This window comes from Enterococcus florum (assembly GCF_004309355.1).
In the GTDB taxonomy this organism is placed as follows: Bacteria; Bacillota; Bacilli; order Lactobacillales; family Enterococcaceae; genus Enterococcus_A; species Enterococcus_A florum.
On record NZ_BJCC01000032.1, the window covers coordinates 17,933 to 38,052 of the forward strand.

A 20,120-nucleotide genomic window follows, 5' to 3' on the forward strand; every position below is an offset into this window, starting at 1 on the left:
AATGAATAAACCGTTGTGGAAGACCAGCCTGCGAGAGATTAGGCAATCCAAGGCTCGTTTTCTTTCTATTTATGCCATTATCTTTCTGGGAGTCGCTTTTTATGTCGGATTAAGCGCTACTGGTCCAGACATGATCAAAACAGCGACAAATTATTATGAGAAGAAACAGCTAGCCGATACCAGCGTAGTTTCCAACCTGGGAATCAGTGAAGAAGCTTTGGATACGGCCCGCTCAATCGAAAATGTTGCCCAAGCAGAAGGACGCCATTCCCACGACGTTTTTTTGAATGAATCCAATCAGGTTATCCGATTTTACAGTTACGATCCACAACAGCAGTTGAATCGAGTTTCTATAGAGAAGGGGCGCCTGCCGGAAAAAGAGAATGAGGTTGCCTTAGACTTAGTGGCAAAGCAGCAGCACAAGTATCAGATCGGTGATCAGATCTCTCTGGACCAAAAAGAGGATGGCTTGAAGGAGAACTCCTTTAAGGTCGTTGGTTTTGTTAAAAGTCCTCAATACATTGAGAATTTTACACGAGGGAATACAACTGTTGGAACAGGTTCCGTTGACTTTTTTGCATTGATTTCTCCAAAGGCGTTTACAGCTGCGGTATATTCGGAGATGTTGATTCGTTATCAGCGACCAGAAAGCTTGTCAGCATATACCGGAGCGTATGACCAAGAGGCAGAAGAACGTCAGAAACACGCCAAAAAAGTTTTAGATGCTGAGGCGGAAAACCACACAATAGCTGTTAAGCGAGCTGTCCAAAGGCAAATCGATGAAGCCAAGGAGCAACTGAATGAGGCCAAACAAGAAGCCAAAGAAAGCGAAAAACAGCTAGCGGAAGCCAAGAGGGGCTTGGATCTAGGACAGAAAGAATATGACAGTAGTCTAAATGAGTTCGAGGAGAAGCAAACTGCAGCAAAAGAACAAATCGATGAACGAACGGCGCTGTTAGCAGATACCAAAAAGGAATTTGATGCCAAAAAGAAAGAACTCGATGATAAAGACAATCTGGAGGAAAAGCAGCAAGCCGCGGAAGCCGAGCAGCCAGAATTAGAATCCGAACTGGAGCAACTGACTGACTCTCTGCCTAAGCTGGAGCTGCAGCAAAACCGTTTAGAAAAACTAAATCAACTGTTAGAGGCACAAAACGATGAGGACCTTTCCTCGCTGACTGCTGATTTGGATAATCAGAAGTTTGCCGAACTGCTGACGGCGATCCAGACGAAGGACTATGCAAAAGCGCAGGAATTGGTAAAACAGGAAGTCGCTGAAGGAAACAAAGTGCTTCAGGAACAGCAAACAAAACAAACAGAGATCAAGCAGAAAATGGCTGAAAATCAGCGGATCTTGGCAATAGAAAAGCCAAGTGAAAGTGAATTAGAGCAGTTGAAGAGTGACGTGGATTCTTTAGAAAGTTACATGGAAAAGGGAAATCAGCAGTTGGAAAAGGCCAAGACCGATTTTGAAGCGAGTCAGAAACAGGCGCAAGCCCAACTTGATTCCGCTAAAGAGAATTTGACTGAAGCCCAAGAGGTATACGAACAAGGAAAAACAGACTACGAGGAACTTTTTAGCAGCAAAATGTCAGAAGCAGCAACTGAGCTGGCAAAAAAAGAACAAGCGTTGAAACAGATTCGTACGTTAACGTATCACTTCCAAGATCGAAACAGCAACCCTGGCTATACCGAGTACGGCGATAATGCCAAACGAGTTTCATCTTTAGCTACGGTTTTTCCGATGATTTTCTTTTTGATCGCCGCATTGGTAACTTTGACAACTATGACACGGATGGTGGAAGAAAAACGCTCTGAGCTGGGGACATTTAAAGCATTAGGATATAAAAGTCAGGAAATTGCCTTGAAATATGTACTGTATGCCGGATTTGCCAGCAGTATTGGTGCATTGTGCGGACTTGCAGTTGGATTCTATCTGTTTCCGACGATCATTTTTAATGCCTATGGACAATTGTACAATCTCAGTCAACTGGTAACCCCTTGGTATATCAAAGAATCAGTGATCGCTTTAGTGGTTGTACTCATCTGCGCTGTTGGTTCTGCACTATTTGTTTTGCGATACGACTTGCGTTCCAATGCAGCTTCCTTAATGCTGCCTAGGTCTCCGAAGAAGGGAAAGCGCATTTTACTAGAACGTATCACGCCGATCTGGCTTCGTCTGTCGTTTACTCAAAAGGTGACGATGCGCAATCTTTTCCGCTATAAACAGCGCATGTTGATGACAATCATTGGGATCGCTGGGTGTATGTCGATGATCATCACCGGCTTTGGTCTGCGGGATTCGATCGGAGACATCGTCACGATCCAGTTTGATAAATTATTCAAGTATCAAGCAACTGTCATGTTCAACCAAGAGTTGAGCAAACAGGAGCGCACTGCTTATGAACGGCAGCTAGCGGCTTTGCCGGATTTTGATCAGGATCTATTGGTTGCCACAACTCAAGTGACTGCGAAATCAAAAGATGTCAATCAGCAAGAGATCACTATCAATGTGCCTGAGAGCAAACAGCGAGTCCAACGATTTATGCTTTTCAATGATCGTGAAACGGACAAGCATTATCCATTACGTGATCAAGGAGTGATCATTAATGAAAAGCTGGCTGAACTTTTTGATCTGAAGCCTAAAGATGAGTTTGTGATCGAAACAAACGATGGAAAAAAACACACGGTTAAAATCGCTGCAATTGCTGAAAACTATGTGGGCCATTTCTTATACATGAGTCCAAACTATTATGAATCATTGTTTGATCATTCGCCGATATATAACACAAGTCTGCTGCGTTTCAAAAAGAACTTATCGAAAAAACAGGAAGAAGCGATTGCAAAAGAGCTAATGGAAAGTCAAAAAATCGTGAATACTTATTTCATTTCCAACTCACGAAATGCATTGCAGGACACGATCAAAAGCTTGAACATCATTATGTGGGTCTTGATTATTTCAGCGGGCTTGCTGGCATTCGTTGTTTTGTATAATTTGACGAATATCAACGTATCAGAGCGAATCCGCGAGCTTTCAACGATCAAGGTTCTAGGTTTTTATGACAAGGAAGTCGCAGCTTATGTTTATCGGGAAAATATCTTTTTGACATTAATCGGGATTTTGTTGGGCTTTGGTTTGGGGAAAATTGAACACCAGTATATTTTAAAGACGGTTGAGTTGGACATGACTATGTTTTCACCGGATATCCAGTTAGCCAGTTATTTGTATTCAGCGGTGATTACCATGTTCTTTACACTCGTCGTGGGGATCGTCATGTATTTTCGACTCAAAAGGATCGACATGATCGAGGCTCTGAAAGCAAATGAGTAAAAGAGGATCAGTCGTCTGACTGATCCTTGATTTGTTGCTGCACTTCCGTCAGCATTTTTGACAATTCAGCTTCTTTTTTGCGTAATTCGTCAAGATCCTCTTCAATTGCTTTTTCTTTTTCGATCTCAGGAGGGCGAATGACTCCGTTTAAGATGATGGCAATAAGGGTCCCAATAAAGGTATCCAGTACACGGTTCAAGGCATAAATAGCGGACTCCCCCTGTGGGATACTCAATGAGATCAACAGCATCGTCGCGATCGCCGAGATGATGCCGGAATTGTTATCGATCCCATCGGATATGACGATGACTAAGATCACCATCAGCGGGAGAACGATCAGTTCCATTGAAAACGAGTGGTAAACGTAATCACGTATGTAAATATAAGCAAGTGCGAAAAAACCACCGATCGAATTGCCTAATATTCGTGAGCGCCCAAAGGAGAGACTCGTATTTAAATCCTGCCGCAATGAGAAAACGGCGGCCAAAGCAGCGATCAGAGGACTGCCGCGATCCAGCAAATGAAAAAGAAGAAGACAGATCATCACCGCCAGTGCGGTTTTAAATGTGCGCATGCCTAGACGAAAGCGTCCAAAATGCATGATGGTTCCCCCTTTTTCTTTCTTACTTCTAGTGTAACGAAAAAAAAAGGAAAAAACTACAAAAAAGACACTGAGTTTTCTCAGTGTCCACGCCAATGCTGTTGCATTTGATCCAATAGATCGATCACCTCTTGTGTGAGAAAGAGGGAACGATTCGGCAGTTCGTCTTGAATTATTTTAACCATGTTTTCAATTTCATAATTCATCGCTTCGAGAGAAGAACCGGATTCGATCCATTCAGTCGTTCCATCATTAAAAACGACTTCAGCTTTATCTGCTCTCGGGTAGTTATCGACGGTTATATACCCATTTTCAAAAGAGACGATGCCCTTTTTGGGCATTTTTGCTCGAAAAGTCAGGCTGACTGCTGCAAGTTCTCCGTTGTCGTTTTGCAAGATCGTGACAGATTGCTCATCGACTCCGGTAGAAAAAGGCTCCATCGTAGAAGCTGTTACTTTCGGCTGCTCTGACATAAACCAGCGAGCAAAAGAAACGGCGTAGGTTCCAATATCAAGCAAGGCACCGCCTGCCAGATCGGGGTTGAAAAAACGATTATGCGGATCGGGTTCTTTCCAGCTTCCGAAAGGGGCTTGAATCATTTTGAGCTTGCCTAATCGTCCGCTGTCTACGAGTGAACGCAGTTCATGAAACAAAGGCATGTTAAAAATGGTCATTGCCTCAGCTAAGATTAGCTGCTTCTGGTCGGCTAGCGATACAGCTTTTTGCAGCTCTTCTGTATTCATAGTGATGGCTTTTTCACAAAGGACGTGCTTTCCGGCGTTTAATGCTTTTAAAATGTGTGCTAGATGTTGACGATTTGGTACAGCAACATAGATAATAGAGATATCTGGATCAGCCAGCATTTCGTCATAACTGCCGTAGGCTTTTGGCAGCTTATACTCTTTTGCAAAATCTTCAGCTTTTTCTTTCGTTCTAGAAGCACAAGCTGTCAACGTGCTAGAAGTTTGATCGAAGTGCGAAGCGAATTCATGGGCGATCTGTCCGAGTCCGACAATGCCCCATTCGAGTGGTTTCATAAGGATCCTCCTGATCTATACATGTAAAATGGACAAGCAGCAAGTAAGAGTAGTACCTATAGAGTATGCAGGAATTATTAAATTATTTCAATCAATTTGCAAAAAACTGTATTTTTTAGAAAATATCAGTAAAATAATAAAGGAGGGATTTTCTTGAATCAAATTTATTTGGATTTATTGCTTCATACTATTTTAGAACAATTCCATTCAGAGGAAGAATTTTGTACAAATTATTTAGGTGTTGAATTGGCTGACTGGCAAGCGTGGAAGAGTGGAGCAAACAATCTTTCACCAGAGCTCAATCAAAAAATCAAAAACCTGTTTAGTGATTACGAATGGATGTTGAGTCAGAAGGTGATTCGTCAAGCCTTCTTATTTCCAGAAAAGCGTCAAACGGCAGTTGCAGAATATCGTGAGATGAAGACAGTCGTTGCTCAGAAATGGATCGAAAGCGGCATGGGAAAAGTTGAACTGATTCCTTACAAGAATAAAAATGATGAAGAAAATCATGAGTATCTAGATCTTCGCGTAACGATGGACTACGCGCAATGGGGATATGATGATATTTTGAGCTTCCGTCTTCCCGCCCATGTTCAAACGCAAATCGAAGGTTCCCAAACTCAAACAGCTTTGTTGGATTGGGTCAGTGAAAACCTGACAGAGACCTATACTTCTTTTGAGGAGTAATGAAAGGAATTTTTAATTGAAGAAAAAAATTGGATTACTCTCAGTTATAGCAATGTTTAGCATGACTGGTTATTCTTTATTTTACAGCAATGCAGAAGCCAGAGAACAAAAGCCTAAAGCTCCCACGACTTCGACTTATTCATTTGAAAAGGAAAAGAAAAAAGCCGAATCAGATGTTCCCAAAGCGGATCCTGATTCCTGGGAGCTGACGTTAGTTGGGCCTAAAAATAAAATTGAAGAGGAAATCAATGAGGATCAGTTGACGACGTTATCAGATGCTAGCCATCAGGTAGACAACCGCATCGCTTCCGACTATGAAGCTTTTTCTAAAGCAGCTTCGGATGCTGGATTTCCACTTGTGATCATTTCTGCATACCGATCAGTTGCCGCTCAAAAAGAAGTTTTTGATACGAATGTCTATGGATTGATGAATCAAGGCATGAGCCAAGAAGAGGCGACAGCAAAGACCAAAGAAACCATCACAGAACCAGGGTTCAGTGAACATCACACGGGACTGGCTTTAGATGTTGTCGATCAAGATTGGTACAACAATTACGGCAACCAAGTGCTAGATGCTACGTATGGCGATCAGCCTGGTGCAAAATGGATTGCTGAAAACGCGCCGAAGTACGGGTTTATCGTGCGTTATTTGGAGGATCGCGAAGATATCACTGGGATTACTTATGAGCCTTGGCACATTCGGTATGTCGGTAAGAAGAATGCGGAATACATCGCGAAGCATGATCTAACGTTAGAAGAGTATTTGAAATTGTTGTCGTCAAATTAAGGAGGCATCATGCCAGCTAGGAAATACAAAAAAGGCACACGCAAGCTGTCAATTCCGTATCTTTTCGCAGGGTTTCTATTCATAGGCCTTGCGTTTGTTTTTTCTTTGCATGTTCTCTCAGATCGAATGGAACCGAAAAGAGATGCGAATGAACCCATGAGTCACGAGCAGTTTATTGAATACCTTGCCCCCCATGCCAAAGAGTTGCAGCAGGGGTATGGCGTTTTGCCAAGTATCATTCTTGGGCAAGCCATCCTCGAATCCAATTGGGGAGAATCAACTTTAGCCAGCGAATACAACAACCTATTTGGTATCAAGGCTTATGGCAACCAGTCTAAGGTCACCTTGGAAACTAAAGAATACGTCAACGAAGAATGGATCACGATTCAAGGAGATTTTCGGGTATATCAATCCTGGCAGGAATCCATGGATGACCATACTCAGTTATTTGTTCAAGGAACCACTTGGAATCCATCTCTTTATGAACAAGTACTGACCGCTGCGAATTATCGTGAAGCCGCTCAGGCATTGCAGGATGCAGGCTATGCGACTGATCCAGGCTATGCACAGAAAATAATCAATGTGATCGAAACGTATCACTTGGATCAGTATGATCATCCATAGTAAAATGAGATGATCTAAAAACGAATACGGAAGGGTGATAGTTTTGGACCAAAAGATACCAGAAATTATGACAGAATTACGCCAAGATATTGTTCGAGTTCCTAAGGTGATCCATGATGCTTCAGGAATTCTTATTTTTGGCAAACGAATCCGTTCCATTATTTTTACCACAGACATCGCCATCATTCGCAATACAGATGCGGATGCGGTGATCGCAGTTTATCCTTTTACGCCGCATCCTGCAATCACTAAATCGATCATCGAAGCAGCAGATATTCCCGTTTTTTCGGGTGTTGGCGGTGGATTGACTCATGGACAGCGTTCTGCTTACATGGGTATGTTTGCTGAAGCACAGGGAAGTCTTGGCGTGGTCGTCAACGCTCCGACACCTGTCGAAACGATCAAATCGCTTTCAACAGTCGTAGATATACCTGTGATCGGAACAGTGACCTCCAAACACGCCCAGATCGATGAAAAATTAGCGGCTGGCGTGCAAATCATCAATATCAGTGCAGCTAAAGAAACAGCAGAAACGGTAAAACATTTTAGAGAATTGTATCCAGAACTGCCAATCATCGCCACCGGCGGACCGGATGAAGAAACCATTCAAGAAACCATTGAGGCCGGTGCAAATGCAATTACATATACACCGCCTTCAAACGGAATTCTTTTCAGCAAAAAAATGGAGAAATACCGCAAGCAAGAACAGGAAGGCCATTAAAAATTTCAAAAAAATCCCTCCACAACGATTTATAGTGTGAGGGATTTTTTATATGGATTAAAATAATTGCTTGATGGCTGTCGGTAATTGTTGAAAAGCATTCAGTTCTAAAGCTTGCAATTTGGCGGCATTTTCAACAGTTTTTTCTCGATGGTTAAACCAAAGCGCATTCCAGCCTGCTTTTTTCGAGCCGATGACATCGTTCAGGTAATTGTCGCCGACGTAAAGTGATTTTTCAGGATCTAGATGAAATTGCTTCGCCGCGAGCTGAAATATTTTAGGGTCAGGCTTTTCATAGCCGGTAGCCTGAGAAATGATGATGTTCTCCTCATCGATCCAGTCTAATAAATTCAACTGTAGAATTTTTTTGTATTGATGGTCTGTGGGTCCATTAGTGATGATCCCCATCGGAACCTCTTTTTCTTTTAAGTAATCTAGAGTTTTTCTCACCTCTTCATGCATGTTAATCGCATCAAGTTCTTTTTCATAAACAGCCTGAAATTCAAGAGCAAGGCTCTCCTCAATGATTGGATAATTTAAATCCTTCAGTGATTGGATCGTCCGAAAATTCCGCATGTATTCTAAAGACCATTCTTCAGTGATCACTTTGTTAAAATTTTCGTCACTATGCACTCGATAGCGAATATACAATGCATTTAAATCGTTTGGTGAAACAAAGGGAAGTACTTTTTGAACGGCTCTGCGAAAAGGCTGCTGCTGGTCGTAGAGCGTATCATCAACATCAAAAACAACGGTTTCTAACAAATTGGACACACCTTCCATTTTTATGAAAATTTTCAAGATTGTTTCTCGATCATTTTAGCGCAGAAACAGCCTAAAGAAAAGAGTAAAAACGTTGATATATAAAGGTTTTATTTACTAGAATTTAAAATCGTTGTTGTTGCAATTTTCAGTTTTTTTCACTAAAAAAGATTTTCTTTTTGAATCCTAATCTTATATAATAAACAGAAAGGCAGTTGGAGGATAAGCATGCGGAGAAAAGAGAGACAAGTTACAGAACTTGAACGGATCAAACAATTGGTAGAAGACTGTCAGGTCGTGCGAATTGCTTTTAAGGGAGACGAGTACCCATACATCGTTCCGGTCAACTATGGGTATGTGTGGCAGGAGGACCAACTGATCCTTTATGCGCACGGTGCTACTCAGGGCAAGAAAATTGAATTACTGCAGAAGAATGGGAAAGTTGCGATTGAAATGGACGATCATCATGCATTGATCCAAGGAAGTCAAAATGCGGCTACTTACTCGTACGCGTATCAAAGTTTGATCGGGTTCGGTGAGGCTGAGCTGGTCAATCATCTAAAAGAGAAGAGACACGCGTTGCATGCATTGATGGATCATGCTGCCAAGGGCATTCCTTTTGATGAGATTCCAGATAAGATGTTGGAACGAACAGCGATTATCAAAATAAGTGTTGCAACTTATACCATGAAAGAAAATAAACCAAAACCAAAAAAAACGCAGAGTTAATTCTCTGCATTTTTTTTGGCTATTTTTTTCAAACGATATTCCTCAAAGTAAGCTGTATTTCCTCTGGACTGAATGAACGCAAACACGCCCATCAAGAAAGCACCAACTGTGTTCGTCAGCAAATCCCCCATCGTGTCCATCAAGGCAGCGCGTCCGACTAAGAGATGGCCATTGGAAGTAGCGTAGCGCTGCAAATTCATATCTGCAACAGTGTCACAGAGAAATTCCCAAAACTCCCAGAAAACCCCGCACAGACCTGCAAAGGCAAATCCAAAGAGCAAAAACAACCAAGGAGAGGTTTTACGAATGTCCGCTTCTTTCATTAATAAACCGATCAGTCCATATCCGAGGGCTGTTAATACCATTGGGCTGACTGCATGTAAAATTTTATCCCAAAAGGCGATGCGGGAAATCATATGCAGCGAAGTTCCTAAGAAAACAGAAATAACTAGGAAAAACCAATAAAAATAGACGATCTTCTCTGGTATCGCTAGGCGAAAAAGCCTTTGAACGATTTCAGGCAAAAAAATCAAGGCAATTCCGGCCAAACATTCAATCATGAAGATAATTCCTTGTTGGGTAGAGTACTTGCCGATTGCGAATTCATAGATATTGTAGACCAGACAGAGAAGACCAAAGAAAATCAGCCCTCTCTGGTACTTGTGGTAATTCATTTAATCCCTTCTCTCTTGAAGAAAGTTTTGAATCGCGATCAACAGCTCGGATTCAGAAGAAACGATTTGTCCATTCAATTTGACCAATCCAATCGTATAAAGGTTAACATAATGGAATTGATTTTCTGCTGGTGTTTGCAATGCTTCCAGCTTTTTTGGGTTTTCCGCACCTTGTTGACGTGTGTCAGTATAAAGACCGATTACTGGAATTCCTTTAGCATAGGCAACACCGATCTCAGAGGCAACTCCAGCATCAATGGTCAGCCCATCCAAGATTGCTATCATCAGGTCACTGCGTAAAACCTCTTCGGTGTCCGCTAGTGCGATCATTTTACTGTCCGCATAAGCCGATTTATCATTGATTGCCTCATTTTCCTGCGGTAGATAGACTGTAATTTCTGAAGAAAGTGCACGAATCTCTTCAACAACATGAGCATTGTAACGCAGATCTCCTTGAGAAAACATTGGTGCAGCAAAATATAAATGGTTAGAAATAGTCACTAAAATACGCCTCCATATCGGGTAAGGTTTCTTCTAAAAGCTGGAGCGTTGCTTTGTCCGCTTCCAGTCGTTCGATGCGAGCAAGATAAAGTGCTCGACGGTAATTCATTAATAAACAGGTTAATGTTTGGATGGATAATTTTATCCGATGACCTTGAGGTTCGTTGGAGACGATCAATTCGCTGTCTTCACTCCAGCGAACACCAAAAATGCCATTGTTCCAATCTGCCACTGGATCAGTCACCTCAAAATAAAACGGTTCTACCTGCTTAGCAAAGGGATACTCCTTCAAAAACTCTTCCACGTCTACGATACGAGCCATAAAATAAGGAGCGATCGTTTCCTTGATCTCACTGTCATCTAACAAGAAAGAGAGAGGCTCATTTTTATAAATATCTCCCTGGGCCCAATAAACCATCGAAAAATGTGCGCTGATAAAATTCCACAAGCCATTGCGGGCTTCTTGATTCAGATAGAACATCTCTTTAACGTGAAAAACCTCTTCTGAGATCCAATAAAACAGGACGCCCATTGGCTCTCCATGGTGATCATAGTAAATGGCAGCAGTTCGTTCCTCTTCATTTTCAAAACGCCAATATTCTTCCCAATTCAGCTCTTTGCGAATCATTGCCCCATGGTTCCTTAAAGCAAATTGGTCGTAGACTTTATAAACGTCAGGATCATCAACACCTTTTCGCTCGACCATACCAGGTACTTCGACTTGTTTAGGGAGCTGGGTATCACGGATTTTGAAGCTGAGCTTGTCTGACATGATTTCCCAGCCTTTACGGCGATAATATGGAATGTTATAGGGGTACAAATAAGAAATCCATTGTTTGTCCTTGCGCATTTCAATCAAGGCCAGCTGGATTAAATCCTTCATCAGTCCATGATTGGCATATTCGGGATAAGTGCCTACTCCTGTAACACCGCCCATTTGAAAAATCTTTCCATGGATATTGACTTCACAAGGATAAATGGCGATCTGCGAGATCAAACTATCATTGTGAAACCATCCGAAAACCTTCGACTGCTCCAAAACAGGTTTTTTCGCCCGCATCATCTCGCGTTTGTCTTCATAGCCGCTGCTTTCGACATCCTCTTCAGTAACCTGAAACACATAGCTCAAAAGCTCATCGTACTGATCCAAGTATTGCTCATCAACTCGTCGCAGCTCTAATTGATTTTTTAACTCATGGTCCATTTTTCCATCTCCAAATTTAGTTTATAAAACAAGTATAGCAAAAGCGCATTGATTTTTCTCATGCCAACCTTGAGAAATAGTAAAAAGCCTTTTTTTATCAAGGAATCGTTGGTATAATGAGTGGTGCTGATTAAAAGAAATGAGGAACATTCATGAATATGGACGAAATGAAAAAAAGACAGGAGCAAATTCGAAACTTTTCGATCATCGCTCATATTGACCACGGCAAGTCGACCTTGGCTGACCGTATATTAGAACAAACCAATACTGTAAGCTCGCGAGAAATGCAGGATCAATTACTGGATTCGATGGATTTGGAACGCGAACGCGGGATCACGATCAAATTGAATGCGATCGAGCTGCATTACGATGCCAAAGACGGGCAAACCTATACTTTCCACCTGATCGACACACCAGGACACGTCGATTTTACCTATGAAGTTTCACGCAGTCTAGCTGCTTGTGAGGGAGCTGTGCTGGTCGTCGATGCTGCACAGGGAATCGAAGCACAGACGTTGGCAAATGTCTATTTAGCTTTGGACAATGATCTAGAAATTATTCCAGTGATCAATAAAATCGACCTGCCAGCTGCTGATCCGGAGCGTGTGCGAAAAGAAATCGAGGACGTGATCGGGATCGATGCAGAAGATGCTGTGTTGGCTAGTGCTAAAACCGGGATCGGAATCAATGATATTCTGGAACAAATCGTCGAGTTGGTACCTGCACCAGACGGAGATTTAGAGGCACCTTTAAAGGCGCTGATCTTCGACTCGGTTTATGACAGCTATCGCGGTGTCGTATTGAATATACGAGTGATGGATGGTGTTGTTCGACCAGGTGACAAGATTCAGATGATGAGCAATGGAAAGACCTTCGATGTGACAGAAGTCGGAGTCTTCTCACCAAAAGCCATTCAAAGAGATTATTTGATGGTTGGAGATGTTGGTTACATCACTGCCAGCATCAAATCTGTACAGGATACTCGAGTGGGGGATACCGTCACGTTAGCTGACAATCCAACATCAGAAGCATTACCAGGCTATCGTAAAATGAATCCGATGGTTTACTGCGGACTTTATCCGATCGATACGTCACGGTACAATGACTTGCGGGAAGCATTAGAGAAGCTGCAGTTAAATGATGCGGCACTGCAATTTGAACCGGAAACTTCCCAAGCTTTAGGCTTTGGCTTCCGTTGTGGATTCTTAGGACTTTTGCATATGGATGTTGTTCAAGAACGTTTGGAACGTGAATTTAATCTAGAGCTGATCACCACGGCACCATCGGTAATTTATCGTGTCAATCTAACAGATGGAACAACAATCATCGTGGATAATCCAGCTGACTTTCCAGAACCAGTAAAAATCCAAAGCGTCGATGAACCCTATGTCAAAGCAAATATCATGGTTCCAAATGATTATGTTGGGGCAGTGATGGAACTTTCGCAGCGCAAGCGCGGTGAATTCATTACGATGGATTATCTAGATGATTATCGTGTGAATGTCGTCTATAATATTCCATTATCTGAGATCGTATTTGATTTCTTCGATAAGCTGAAATCCAGTACAAAAGGCTACGCATCACTGGATTATGAAATGTCAGACTACCAAGAAAGCAAGCTTGTCAAAATGGACATTTTGTTGAACAATGAAAAAGTTGATGCCTTAAGCTTTATCGTGCACAAGCAGTTTGCTCAGGAACGTGGTCGAGCGATCGTAGAAAAATTGAAAAAACTGATTCCTAGACAACAGTTTGAAGTGCCGATCCAAGCAACCATCGGAACGAAGATTCAAGCTCGATCCGATATCAAAGCCTTGCGGAAAAACGTTCTTGCCAAATGTTATGGTGGTGACGTATCTCGTAAGCGCAAATTGCTGGAAAAACAAAAGGCCGGCAAGAAGCGAATGAAACAAATCGGTTCGGTCGAGGTTCCTCAAGAGGCGTTCATGGCCGTTTTGAAAATGGATGAAGACGAGCCGAAGAAATAGCTATTTTATAGCAGCAAAAGCCTATTAAATCAGTTTTTTTCTTTCGTTATATTTTTAGGAAAAACTTTTTAAAGTAGATTTATGCTGTCGGAGAAACTGTCGATTGAATAAAAATTGACAAAATTGTTACACTTTCTTGAAATTTTATTGGTGAATTGAGAGATGAGAAAAAAGCATTATTTTTTCTCATCTTTTTTGTTTGGAGGCGTGAAGTGAAGTTTGGAGGATGGCTAAGTGAAAAAAGAGAAAGCTATTTTGTATCACAACAACGATTCGCGATTGAAAGTAACTGTTCTAGAAGATACATTTCAATGGTTGAAACTGGAAAATAGGAACCCATTGAAAAAATGCGACTGGATTTGATGGAAGATTTGGAACGATTAAATCCAAATAAAGAGATGGAACTTGTGTTTGACTATGTGCACTTCGATTTGATACTTATGATGTTAAGCATGTGATTGAAAATATTTTGAAAATGAAAATGAAGTATATGTTATACGATGACTTTGCTTTTTATGGATAGATTATATTTTTAGAGAAAACTTTTTAAAGTAGATTTATACTGTCGGAATAGCTGTCGCTTTTGGATACATATATTCATAAATCTGATAAGCTAATTACTTCTTTGACATATCAAATTATTAAGCTATCTACACTAAAATGAAAAAACTTAATTGTAATATTATTTTTTTTAATTGTGTAACTCTAAGGACAACGTAATGATTGATTTAATTTTTATCATGCCCGTTTGATATGTTTTCAATACTCAATACTTTATTTCTCATATTGATGAACCATCGTATTTCAAATTCAATTTTTTCTATTGAAAAATCTAAAGTGGCATATTGAAAGCGTGCAATATCATGAATATCATTATCTGCTAAATCTCTTTGATTTAGGGTAGCTTCAAATTTTTCTAAATAGTCTTTTTCAAAGCTATATCTCGGTTCAAAAGTCATAGCAACTTTTTTTAAAGACTGAAGTTCTTTTTCTAATTCCTTAATATATGAATCTATTAAGGCGACTCGCTTATTTTTGTCAACATAACCCATGAAGAAAAGTTTAGCAAGCTCCATATTTTTCTCTTTATAGAGCATTGAAGTGGATATTGTTTCTTTAAAATAGTTTTCTCCGTCACGAGTTATCATATATTTTTTTCGATTCTTTCCATTTTCAACGCTCTCGGTAAAAGTCACAAAGCCGTTTTCTAATAATTTCTTGAGTGCAGTTTGAATACTTCCTGTGCTATCGCTACTTACATTAGAAAGATAAGTTCTAATTTTTTGTCTAATTTCATAAATCGTTAAATCCTGTGTCATTATAAGACCTAAAATAATGATCTGCATATACATGTCCTTTCTAAATTTATTGATGAACTATTCAAATTGAGAAGAGATTTCAATTTGTCAAAGCGGTGATAAAAAAACAAATAGAAGCGATGAGGGCAAGTGGAGTCATTATCATTTTTTCCTTTTTACTATACGAAAAAAGTTCATTATCGAATTAATGATAAGAAAGAAAGCAAAAAAGAAACATATTTTTTTGCTAATGAATAGGAGAAATCAATAGAAACTATTTTACCTGCATATAAAATAATTACGATTGCAATGATTTGAATGACGAATGAACTCGCACTTATAAGTCTCATCTTTTTTGGTAGTACTTTGAACTTTCCACCCAATGTGTACTCACCAAGGGGCAAACCAAAAGTAACTAAAAAAGTCAGTAAAGCAATAACACTGAACAACAGAGCACCTAGTAATGGAAAAATACGCACTTAAATTCCTCCTAGTATCTTTTATACTACTAATAGCAACATAACTATTAGTACTTTGCAATGTACAATAAAAATGATTAGTCAGTAATCCTGATTTTTTCTAAGCAAAGGCATTTCTACAAATGCTTACTATAATAACTGATTTTATAATGAATATTGCTATTTTGTCTTTGAAAAAGTAAGTAGAAGCGCGGCTTTTTTTAGAGACTCCACATATTGCCTCCTAAAGCCATCTGTGAGCTTTTATTTTCAACTTCTAAAAGTTCGATGTAACGAAGCGTTTCTTCGTCATGTGAGCTGATTTTGCACAGTCAAGACGCAAAAAAATGAACTATCAGCAATAACTTTGTTTTGGATGAGGGTGGTAGGATACGTCCACTATAACAAAATAAACTTGGGAGCAACTCGCAATTCTCTCAAGTTTTTTAGGTTTGTAAGCATGAACAGGAAGATTAAAAGCTTAACAAAACTCATATGTAAACAAATTTGGAATGTCTTTGTGTAACTAATTTCATTCTATTTATTTTAACTAAAATATATTTCAAAAACCTATTGACTTCCCTTGCGGAAACCGTTATCATTCAAAGTGTAATATGTTTCATTTTAAAAATAAATTAAGTAACAAGTTCTAAAAAGTGAAGGAAAGGCTAGGACAAAGCATTGGTTATCCTTTGGTGATAGGAGGATAACGGAGAATTATTGAAAAATTGTCAAGAACAAATTCATTTAGCAAAATCTATTGCACTTATTTTTTTCAATCAAGCAGTAATAAGGAAAGGAAAATGACTGATGAAATATGAAGAGCTGGCACGTACGATCGTGCAAAATGTTGGTGGAAAAGAAAATATAAGCGATCTCGCGCATTGTATGACGCGTTTACGGTTCAAATTAAAGGATGAAGACAAGGCGAATACAGACATCCTGAAGAATACTGATGGCGTGGTTTCCGTCGTTCAAAGCGGAGGACAGTATCAGGTAGTCATTGGTAATTCAGTCGGCGATGTCTACAACGATATCAATAGTATTTATGAAATCAATGAAGGGGACAATGTGGTAGATGAACCAGCAGATGACAAGAAGCTGTCAATTTTTGATCGTTTTATTGACCTAGTATCAGGTGTCTTTACACCAACATTAGGAATTTTAGCTTCAACCGGAATGATCAAAGGGTTGTCGACAGTTTTTGTTGCAACAGGGTTATTGAGCATGACTTCAGGAACGTATCAAGTCTTGAATATCATTGGTGATTGTTTCTTCTATTTCTTCCCCGTGTTTTTAGGCTATACTGCGGCACAGAAATTTAGAGGCAATATCTTCATCGGCATGGCGATTGGAACGGCGATGGTTTATCCGACCTTGGCAGGTATCATGGCAGAGGAGCCACTGTACACCCTATTTGCAGGAACGATTTTCGAATCACCCGTTCACCTGACCTTCTTAGGGATTCCAGTTATTTTGATGAGCTATGCTTCAAGTGTCATTCCGATTATCGTTGCCACATGGATTGCCGCAAAAGTTGAAGGCGGATTGAAAAAAATCGTACCAGATGTCGTGAAGTTTTTCTTTGTACCCGCTGGAACGTTATTAATCGTGATCCCGCTGACATTCATCGTCATTGGTCCAATTGCCACCTGGGCATCGCAACTATTTGGTGCAGGAACACAAGCCTTGTATAACTTGAGCCCGGTTATTACATCTGCAGTCTTAGCAGGAGTGTTGCAAATTTGTACGATCTTCGGAATTCACTGGGGCCTTGTGCCAATCACGTTGAACAATTTAGCGGTACTTGGTTATGATATGATGATTCCCGCTACAACGATTGGGATTTTCGGGCAGGTAGGGGCAGTCTTGGCAGTTATGCTAAAAACAAAAAACAAAAAGCTGAAGGCATTGACTTATCCAGCATTTATCTCAGGCCTCTTTGGAATAACAGAACCAGCGATCTATGGAATCAATTTACCTAGAAGAAAACCATTTATTTTGGGCTGTGTCAGTGCAGTAGTAGGTGGATTGATCGTTGGATTGATGGGAACGAAGGGCTATTCATTGATCGCTGGAATTTTCTTGCTTCCTAGCGTGATCGGACCAAATGGGATTGATCAAGGCTTTTATGGATTAGTAATTGGAATAATCGTTACGATGGCACTTGCTTTTGCCCTTGTATACTTTTTCTGGAAAGATGAAGAAGAAGTGGCGTAATCCTTATTAACAATCAGGATTAAAAAAAAGAAGAGGAGAGTAATTATGACTACATTTAAAGAAAATTTTATGTGGGGTGGTTCTGTTTCGAGTATGCAAGCAGAAGGTGCCTGGAATATAGATGGAAAAGGTCTTACAATTTACGATACAAAGAAAAAAACCACACATGCAAAAACCTCATCAGATTGGGGAAATGGCATTGATTTTTATCACCGTTATAAAGAAGATATTGCACTATTTGCCGAAATGGGCTTTAATTCGTACCGCTTTTCATTAAGCTGGGCTAGGATTCTACCAGATGGTGAAGGGGAAGTGAATCAAGCAGGATTAGACTTTTATGACCGTGTGATTAATGAGCTGATTGCTCAACAGATCGAGCCGATTATTTGCTTGTATCACTTTGATCTGCCGGATGCACTAGCTGAGAAGTACGGCGGCTGGCAATCAAGAAAAGTTTTGGAAGCCTATCAGAAATACGCAGAGATCGTAATTAAGCATTTTGGCAAAAGAGTGAACTACTATATTCCCATCAATGAACAAAATGTCGCGCACACTATGACGAGCGATTTGTTGCCGAAGGATGTTGATCCAAAAGAATTGGCTCGCTGTGAGGCACTGGCGCAGCACCATTCATTCTTGGCTTCAGCAGCTGTGAAGCACTTAGTTACGGCATTTGCACCTCACGCACAAGTTGGCGGGATGGTTGCCTTCTCACCATTCTATCCAGAAACGAGCCATCCTGATGCGATCCTCAGTGCACAAATCGCCAATCGCAGGATGACCTATCAGTCAACTGATGTCTTTGTCTATGGGGAGTATCCTCAAGATCTGCTTCATGATTGGAAAAAGAATGGGATCATGCCAGAGATTACTGCGGAAGACAAGCAATACTTAAAGGAAGGAACAGTAGATTTCTTACCATTTAGTTATTATCAAAGTGCAGTAGCCAAAACGGGTGCAGATATTACCGTCAATTCCTTTTTAGATTCCTTTTTAGACGGTACACAGCCGAAAAATGAGTTCTTGGATGTAAGCGAATGGGGCTGGATCATTGATCCGCGCGGACTGCGACTAGCGGCGAAGGAACTTTTTGACCGTTATAAGATGCCGGTCTTCACTGTAGAATGCGGGATCGGCGTCAAGGAAAGCTTGAATGATGAGTTGACTGTTGCAGATGATTATCGGATCGATTATTTAAGAGATCATGTGGAACAATTGCGATTAGCTGTAACAGAAGACGGCGTTGACTTGATGGGCTTTCTAACGTGGGGACCTATTGACATCTTAAGCTCTCAAGGAGAAATGAAGAAACGCTACGGCTTTATCTATGTCAATCGCGATGAAACGGATTTAAAGGATTTGAAACGTTATAAAAAGAAGAGCTTTGAGTGGTTCAAACAGGTGATTAATAGTAATGGTGAAGATCTTTGGGACAAAACAAATCCGTTGACCTATCAGCACTAATCGCAATGCCAGTGGTAGGCAGAAAAGAGGAAATCAATGAGAAAAGTAAAAAAGAGTGCATTTTTATTGTTGGTACTATTAGGTTGCACGGTATTTAGCGGATGTCAGGCAAAGTCTGACGCTACAGAAGATAGTGGTGAAAAAGGGAGCGCTATGGGGGAGAAGGCTGTGAAAGTAAAAAGTGAGGATGTCACATTTGAATCCAAAAGAGGCACAAAGATTTATAGTACGGTAGTTACTCCAGCGGAAATGACAGACGAAAGCTATCCAGTTGTCCTATTTTCTCATGGGTTTGTCGGATCGAGAGATGGTGATGGTGCCTTTCCTAAAATCGCTGAGAAGTTAGCTGAAGAAAATATCTTGTCCATCATGATCGATTTTGCCGGGAATAATGAGAGTGAAGAACCGTATACCAATTATACGATCAAAAATATGAGTGAGGATATGGATACAGCACTTGATTATATGAAAGAAAATTACAAAATTGACCAGGACAAAATCGGTCTAATGGGCCATAGTATGGGGGCTCGCATGACTGCTTTGAAGCTGAATGATCAAATTAAAGCTGCGGCTATCTGGGCACCTGCTGCCGCGCCTGGGCTCGAAGGCATCTATGATTTTATGGGTGGCAAGGAATCGGTTGAAAAGTATTATCAAGAAGCACAAGAAAATGATTTGGCCGTATTCGATTTTTATGGCGAAGAGAACGCTATCGATCTGAGCTTGGATTTCTTTGAAGGAGTCAAAGAAAGTAATCCTGTAGAAACAATCAACAATTATCAAGGGAATCTCTTTATTGCAGTAGCGGAAAAAGATCCTGCGATTCGCAAGGAAACAACCGACCAAGCAATTAAAGCAGCGACGAATGTAGAAGAATTATCTGTCTGCACAATCAAGAATGCTGATCACGGCTTCAAAAATATTGAGAATGGAGAGGATACTAGCGTACAAGGCTATACGATTGATCGGACGGCTGATTTTCTAATCCAAAAATTAAAATAATGCGCAGTTCTAACTAGTAGAGAAAATATGTA

18 protein-coding genes and 1 pseudogene are annotated in these 20,120 nt (G+C 40.5%); 11 read left to right on the forward strand and 8 right to left on the reverse strand.

The annotated features are described in order from the left end of the window. The first annotated feature begins 1 nt into the window (after position 1). Entirely contained in the window at positions 2-3,331 is a 3,330-nt protein-coding gene (locus NRIC_RS16545) for an FtsX-like permease family protein (protein ID WP_146623826.1), read from the forward strand. Between the two features lie 7 nt (positions 3,332-3,338). Here the strand turns inward: NRIC_RS16545 and NRIC_RS16550 are convergent, their stop codons facing one another. Both NRIC_RS16550 and NRIC_RS16555 read right to left on the reverse strand, forming a co-directional pair. Then, positions 3,339-3,932 (reverse strand): FUSC family protein, encoded by a 594-nt coding sequence (locus NRIC_RS16550; RefSeq protein ID WP_146623827.1) that lies wholly within the window; start codon positions 3,930-3,932, stop codon positions 3,339-3,341. Between the two features lie 80 nt (positions 3,933-4,012). Then, the gene (locus NRIC_RS16555) at positions 4,013-4,969 is read right to left on the reverse strand and encodes a Gfo/Idh/MocA family protein (protein ID WP_146623828.1); all 957 of its coding nucleotides are present in this window, start codon (positions 4,967-4,969) and stop codon (positions 4,013-4,015) included. Between the two features lie 153 nt (positions 4,970-5,122). On the opposite strand from NRIC_RS16555, the gene NRIC_RS16560 reads away from it, so the two are divergent. The 4 genes from NRIC_RS16560 to NRIC_RS16575 all read left to right on the forward strand — a co-directional run bounded on the left by NRIC_RS16560 (position 5,123) and on the right by NRIC_RS16575 (position 7,788). After that, positions 5,123-5,656: a hypothetical protein gene (locus NRIC_RS16560; RefSeq protein WP_146623829.1), complete on the forward strand. Its 534-nt coding sequence runs from the start codon at positions 5,123-5,125 to the stop codon at positions 5,654-5,656. Between the two features lie 16 nt (positions 5,657-5,672). Beyond that, positions 5,673-6,443: a M15 family metallopeptidase gene (locus tag NRIC_RS16565; protein WP_146623830.1), complete on the forward strand. Its 771-nt coding sequence runs from the start codon at positions 5,673-5,675 to the stop codon at positions 6,441-6,443. Between the two features lie 9 nt (positions 6,444-6,452). Beyond that, entirely contained in the window at positions 6,453-7,067 is a 615-nt protein-coding gene (locus tag NRIC_RS16570; RefSeq protein WP_146623831.1) for a glycoside hydrolase family 73 protein, read from the forward strand. 67 nt (positions 7,068-7,134) lie between these two features. Continuing rightward, entirely contained in the window at positions 7,135-7,788 is a 654-nt protein-coding gene (locus tag NRIC_RS16575; RefSeq protein ID WP_146623874.1) for a beta/alpha barrel domain-containing protein, read from the forward strand. Between the two features lie 57 nt (positions 7,789-7,845). Here NRIC_RS16575 and NRIC_RS16580 read toward each other — a convergent pair whose 3' ends face one another. Next, positions 7,846-8,553: an HAD family hydrolase gene (locus NRIC_RS16580; RefSeq protein ID WP_227873835.1), complete on the reverse strand. Its 708-nt coding sequence runs from the start codon at positions 8,551-8,553 to the stop codon at positions 7,846-7,848. A gap of 225 nt (positions 8,554-8,778) precedes the next feature. On the opposite strand from NRIC_RS16580, the gene NRIC_RS16585 reads away from it, so the two are divergent. Further along, positions 8,779-9,279 carry a pyridoxamine 5'-phosphate oxidase family protein gene (locus NRIC_RS16585; RefSeq protein ID WP_146623832.1) on the forward strand — a complete coding sequence of 167 codons (501 nt, stop codon included), beginning with the start codon at positions 8,779-8,781 and terminating at the stop codon, positions 9,277-9,279. On the opposite strand, the gene NRIC_RS16590 is transcribed toward NRIC_RS16585, so the two are convergent. From NRIC_RS16590 to NRIC_RS16600, 3 genes are read right to left on the reverse strand one after another with little or no spacing between them, the layout of a single operon-like run. Next, positions 9,276-9,953: a DUF2238 domain-containing protein gene (locus tag NRIC_RS16590; RefSeq protein WP_146623833.1), complete on the reverse strand. Its 678-nt coding sequence runs from the start codon at positions 9,951-9,953 to the stop codon at positions 9,276-9,278. The two genes, NRIC_RS16585 and NRIC_RS16590, sit on opposite strands and share 4 nt — an antisense overlap. After that, positions 9,954-10,454: a nucleoside 2-deoxyribosyltransferase gene (locus NRIC_RS16595; protein WP_146623834.1), complete on the reverse strand. Its 501-nt coding sequence runs from the start codon at positions 10,452-10,454 to the stop codon at positions 9,954-9,956. Next, positions 10,441-11,658, reverse strand: a complete 1,218-nt coding sequence (locus tag NRIC_RS16600) for a GNAT family N-acetyltransferase (RefSeq protein WP_146623835.1) — start codon at positions 11,656-11,658, stop codon at positions 10,441-10,443. The genes NRIC_RS16595 and NRIC_RS16600 overlap by 14 nt, the downstream gene beginning before the upstream one ends. Positions 11,659-11,810: 152 nt before the next feature. Here NRIC_RS16600 and lepA point away from each other — a divergent pair, with 152 nt between their 5' ends. Then, entirely contained in the window at positions 11,811-13,646 is a 1,836-nt protein-coding gene (lepA, locus tag NRIC_RS16605) for a translation elongation factor 4 (RefSeq protein ID WP_146623836.1), read from the forward strand. A gap of 454 nt (positions 13,647-14,100) precedes the next feature. Next, on the forward strand, positions 14,101-14,169 hold the full coding sequence (locus NRIC_RS19915; protein WP_227873839.1) for a hypothetical protein: 69 nt from the start codon (positions 14,101-14,103) through the stop codon (positions 14,167-14,169). A gap of 205 nt (positions 14,170-14,374) precedes the next feature. On the opposite strand, the gene NRIC_RS16610 is transcribed toward NRIC_RS19915, so the two are convergent. Both NRIC_RS16610 and NRIC_RS16615 read right to left on the reverse strand, forming a co-directional pair. Continuing rightward, positions 14,375-14,992, reverse strand: coding sequence for a PadR family transcriptional regulator (locus tag NRIC_RS16610; RefSeq protein ID WP_146623837.1), 618 nt, complete (start codon positions 14,990-14,992; stop codon positions 14,375-14,377). 52 nt (positions 14,993-15,044) lie between these two features. Then, a pseudogene (locus tag NRIC_RS16615) lies at positions 15,045-15,417 on the reverse strand (hypothetical protein). Between the two features lie 795 nt (positions 15,418-16,212). Here NRIC_RS16615 and NRIC_RS16620 point away from each other — a divergent pair. From NRIC_RS16620 to NRIC_RS16630, 3 genes are read left to right on the forward strand one after another with little or no spacing between them, the layout of a single operon-like run. After that, positions 16,213-17,622 (forward strand): PTS transporter subunit EIIC, encoded by a 1,410-nt coding sequence (locus NRIC_RS16620; protein ID WP_146623838.1) that lies wholly within the window; start codon positions 16,213-16,215, stop codon positions 17,620-17,622. A gap of 45 nt (positions 17,623-17,667) precedes the next feature. After that, positions 17,668-19,086, forward strand: a complete 1,419-nt coding sequence (locus tag NRIC_RS16625) for a glycoside hydrolase family 1 protein (protein ID WP_146623839.1) — start codon at positions 17,668-17,670, stop codon at positions 19,084-19,086. 36 nt (positions 19,087-19,122) lie between these two features. Next, a complete protein-coding gene (locus NRIC_RS16630) occupies positions 19,123-20,088 on the forward strand; it encodes an alpha/beta hydrolase family protein (protein WP_146623840.1) in 966 nt (321 codons plus the stop codon). The last annotated feature ends 32 nt before the right edge of the window (positions 20,089-20,120 follow it).

Excerpts from the sequence above, each read along its gene's own strand:
- NRIC_RS16545 (WP_146623826.1), top strand. The coding sequence starts at position 2 with ATGAATAAACCGTTGTGGAAGACCAGCCTGCGAGAGATTAGGCAATCC.
- NRIC_RS16550 (WP_146623827.1), bottom strand. The coding sequence starts at position 3,932 with ATGCATTTTGGACGCTTTCGTCTAGGCATGCGCACATTTAAAACCGCA.
- NRIC_RS16555 (WP_146623828.1), bottom strand. The coding sequence starts at position 4,969 with ATGAAACCACTCGAATGGGGCATTGTCGGACTCGGACAGATCGCCCAT.
- NRIC_RS16570 (WP_146623831.1), top strand. The coding sequence starts at position 6,453 with ATGCCAGCTAGGAAATACAAAAAAGGCACACGCAAGCTGTCAATTCCG.
- NRIC_RS16575 (WP_146623874.1), top strand. The coding sequence starts at position 7,135 with ATGACAGAATTACGCCAAGATATTGTTCGAGTTCCTAAGGTGATCCAT.
- NRIC_RS16585 (WP_146623832.1), top strand. The coding sequence starts at position 8,779 with ATGCGGAGAAAAGAGAGACAAGTTACAGAACTTGAACGGATCAAACAA.
- NRIC_RS16590 (WP_146623833.1), bottom strand. The coding sequence starts at position 9,953 with ATGAATTACCACAAGTACCAGAGAGGGCTGATTTTCTTTGGTCTTCTC.
- NRIC_RS16600 (WP_146623835.1), bottom strand. The coding sequence starts at position 11,658 with ATGGACCATGAGTTAAAAAATCAATTAGAGCTGCGACGAGTTGATGAG.
- lepA (WP_146623836.1), top strand. The coding sequence starts at position 11,811 with ATGAATATGGACGAAATGAAAAAAAGACAGGAGCAAATTCGAAACTTT.
- NRIC_RS16610 (WP_146623837.1), bottom strand. The coding sequence starts at position 14,992 with ATGCAGATCATTATTTTAGGTCTTATAATGACACAGGATTTAACGATT.
- NRIC_RS16620 (WP_146623838.1), top strand. The coding sequence starts at position 16,213 with ATGAAATATGAAGAGCTGGCACGTACGATCGTGCAAAATGTTGGTGGA.
- NRIC_RS16625 (WP_146623839.1), top strand. The coding sequence starts at position 17,668 with ATGACTACATTTAAAGAAAATTTTATGTGGGGTGGTTCTGTTTCGAGT.
- NRIC_RS16630 (WP_146623840.1), top strand. The coding sequence starts at position 19,123 with ATGAGAAAAGTAAAAAAGAGTGCATTTTTATTGTTGGTACTATTAGGT.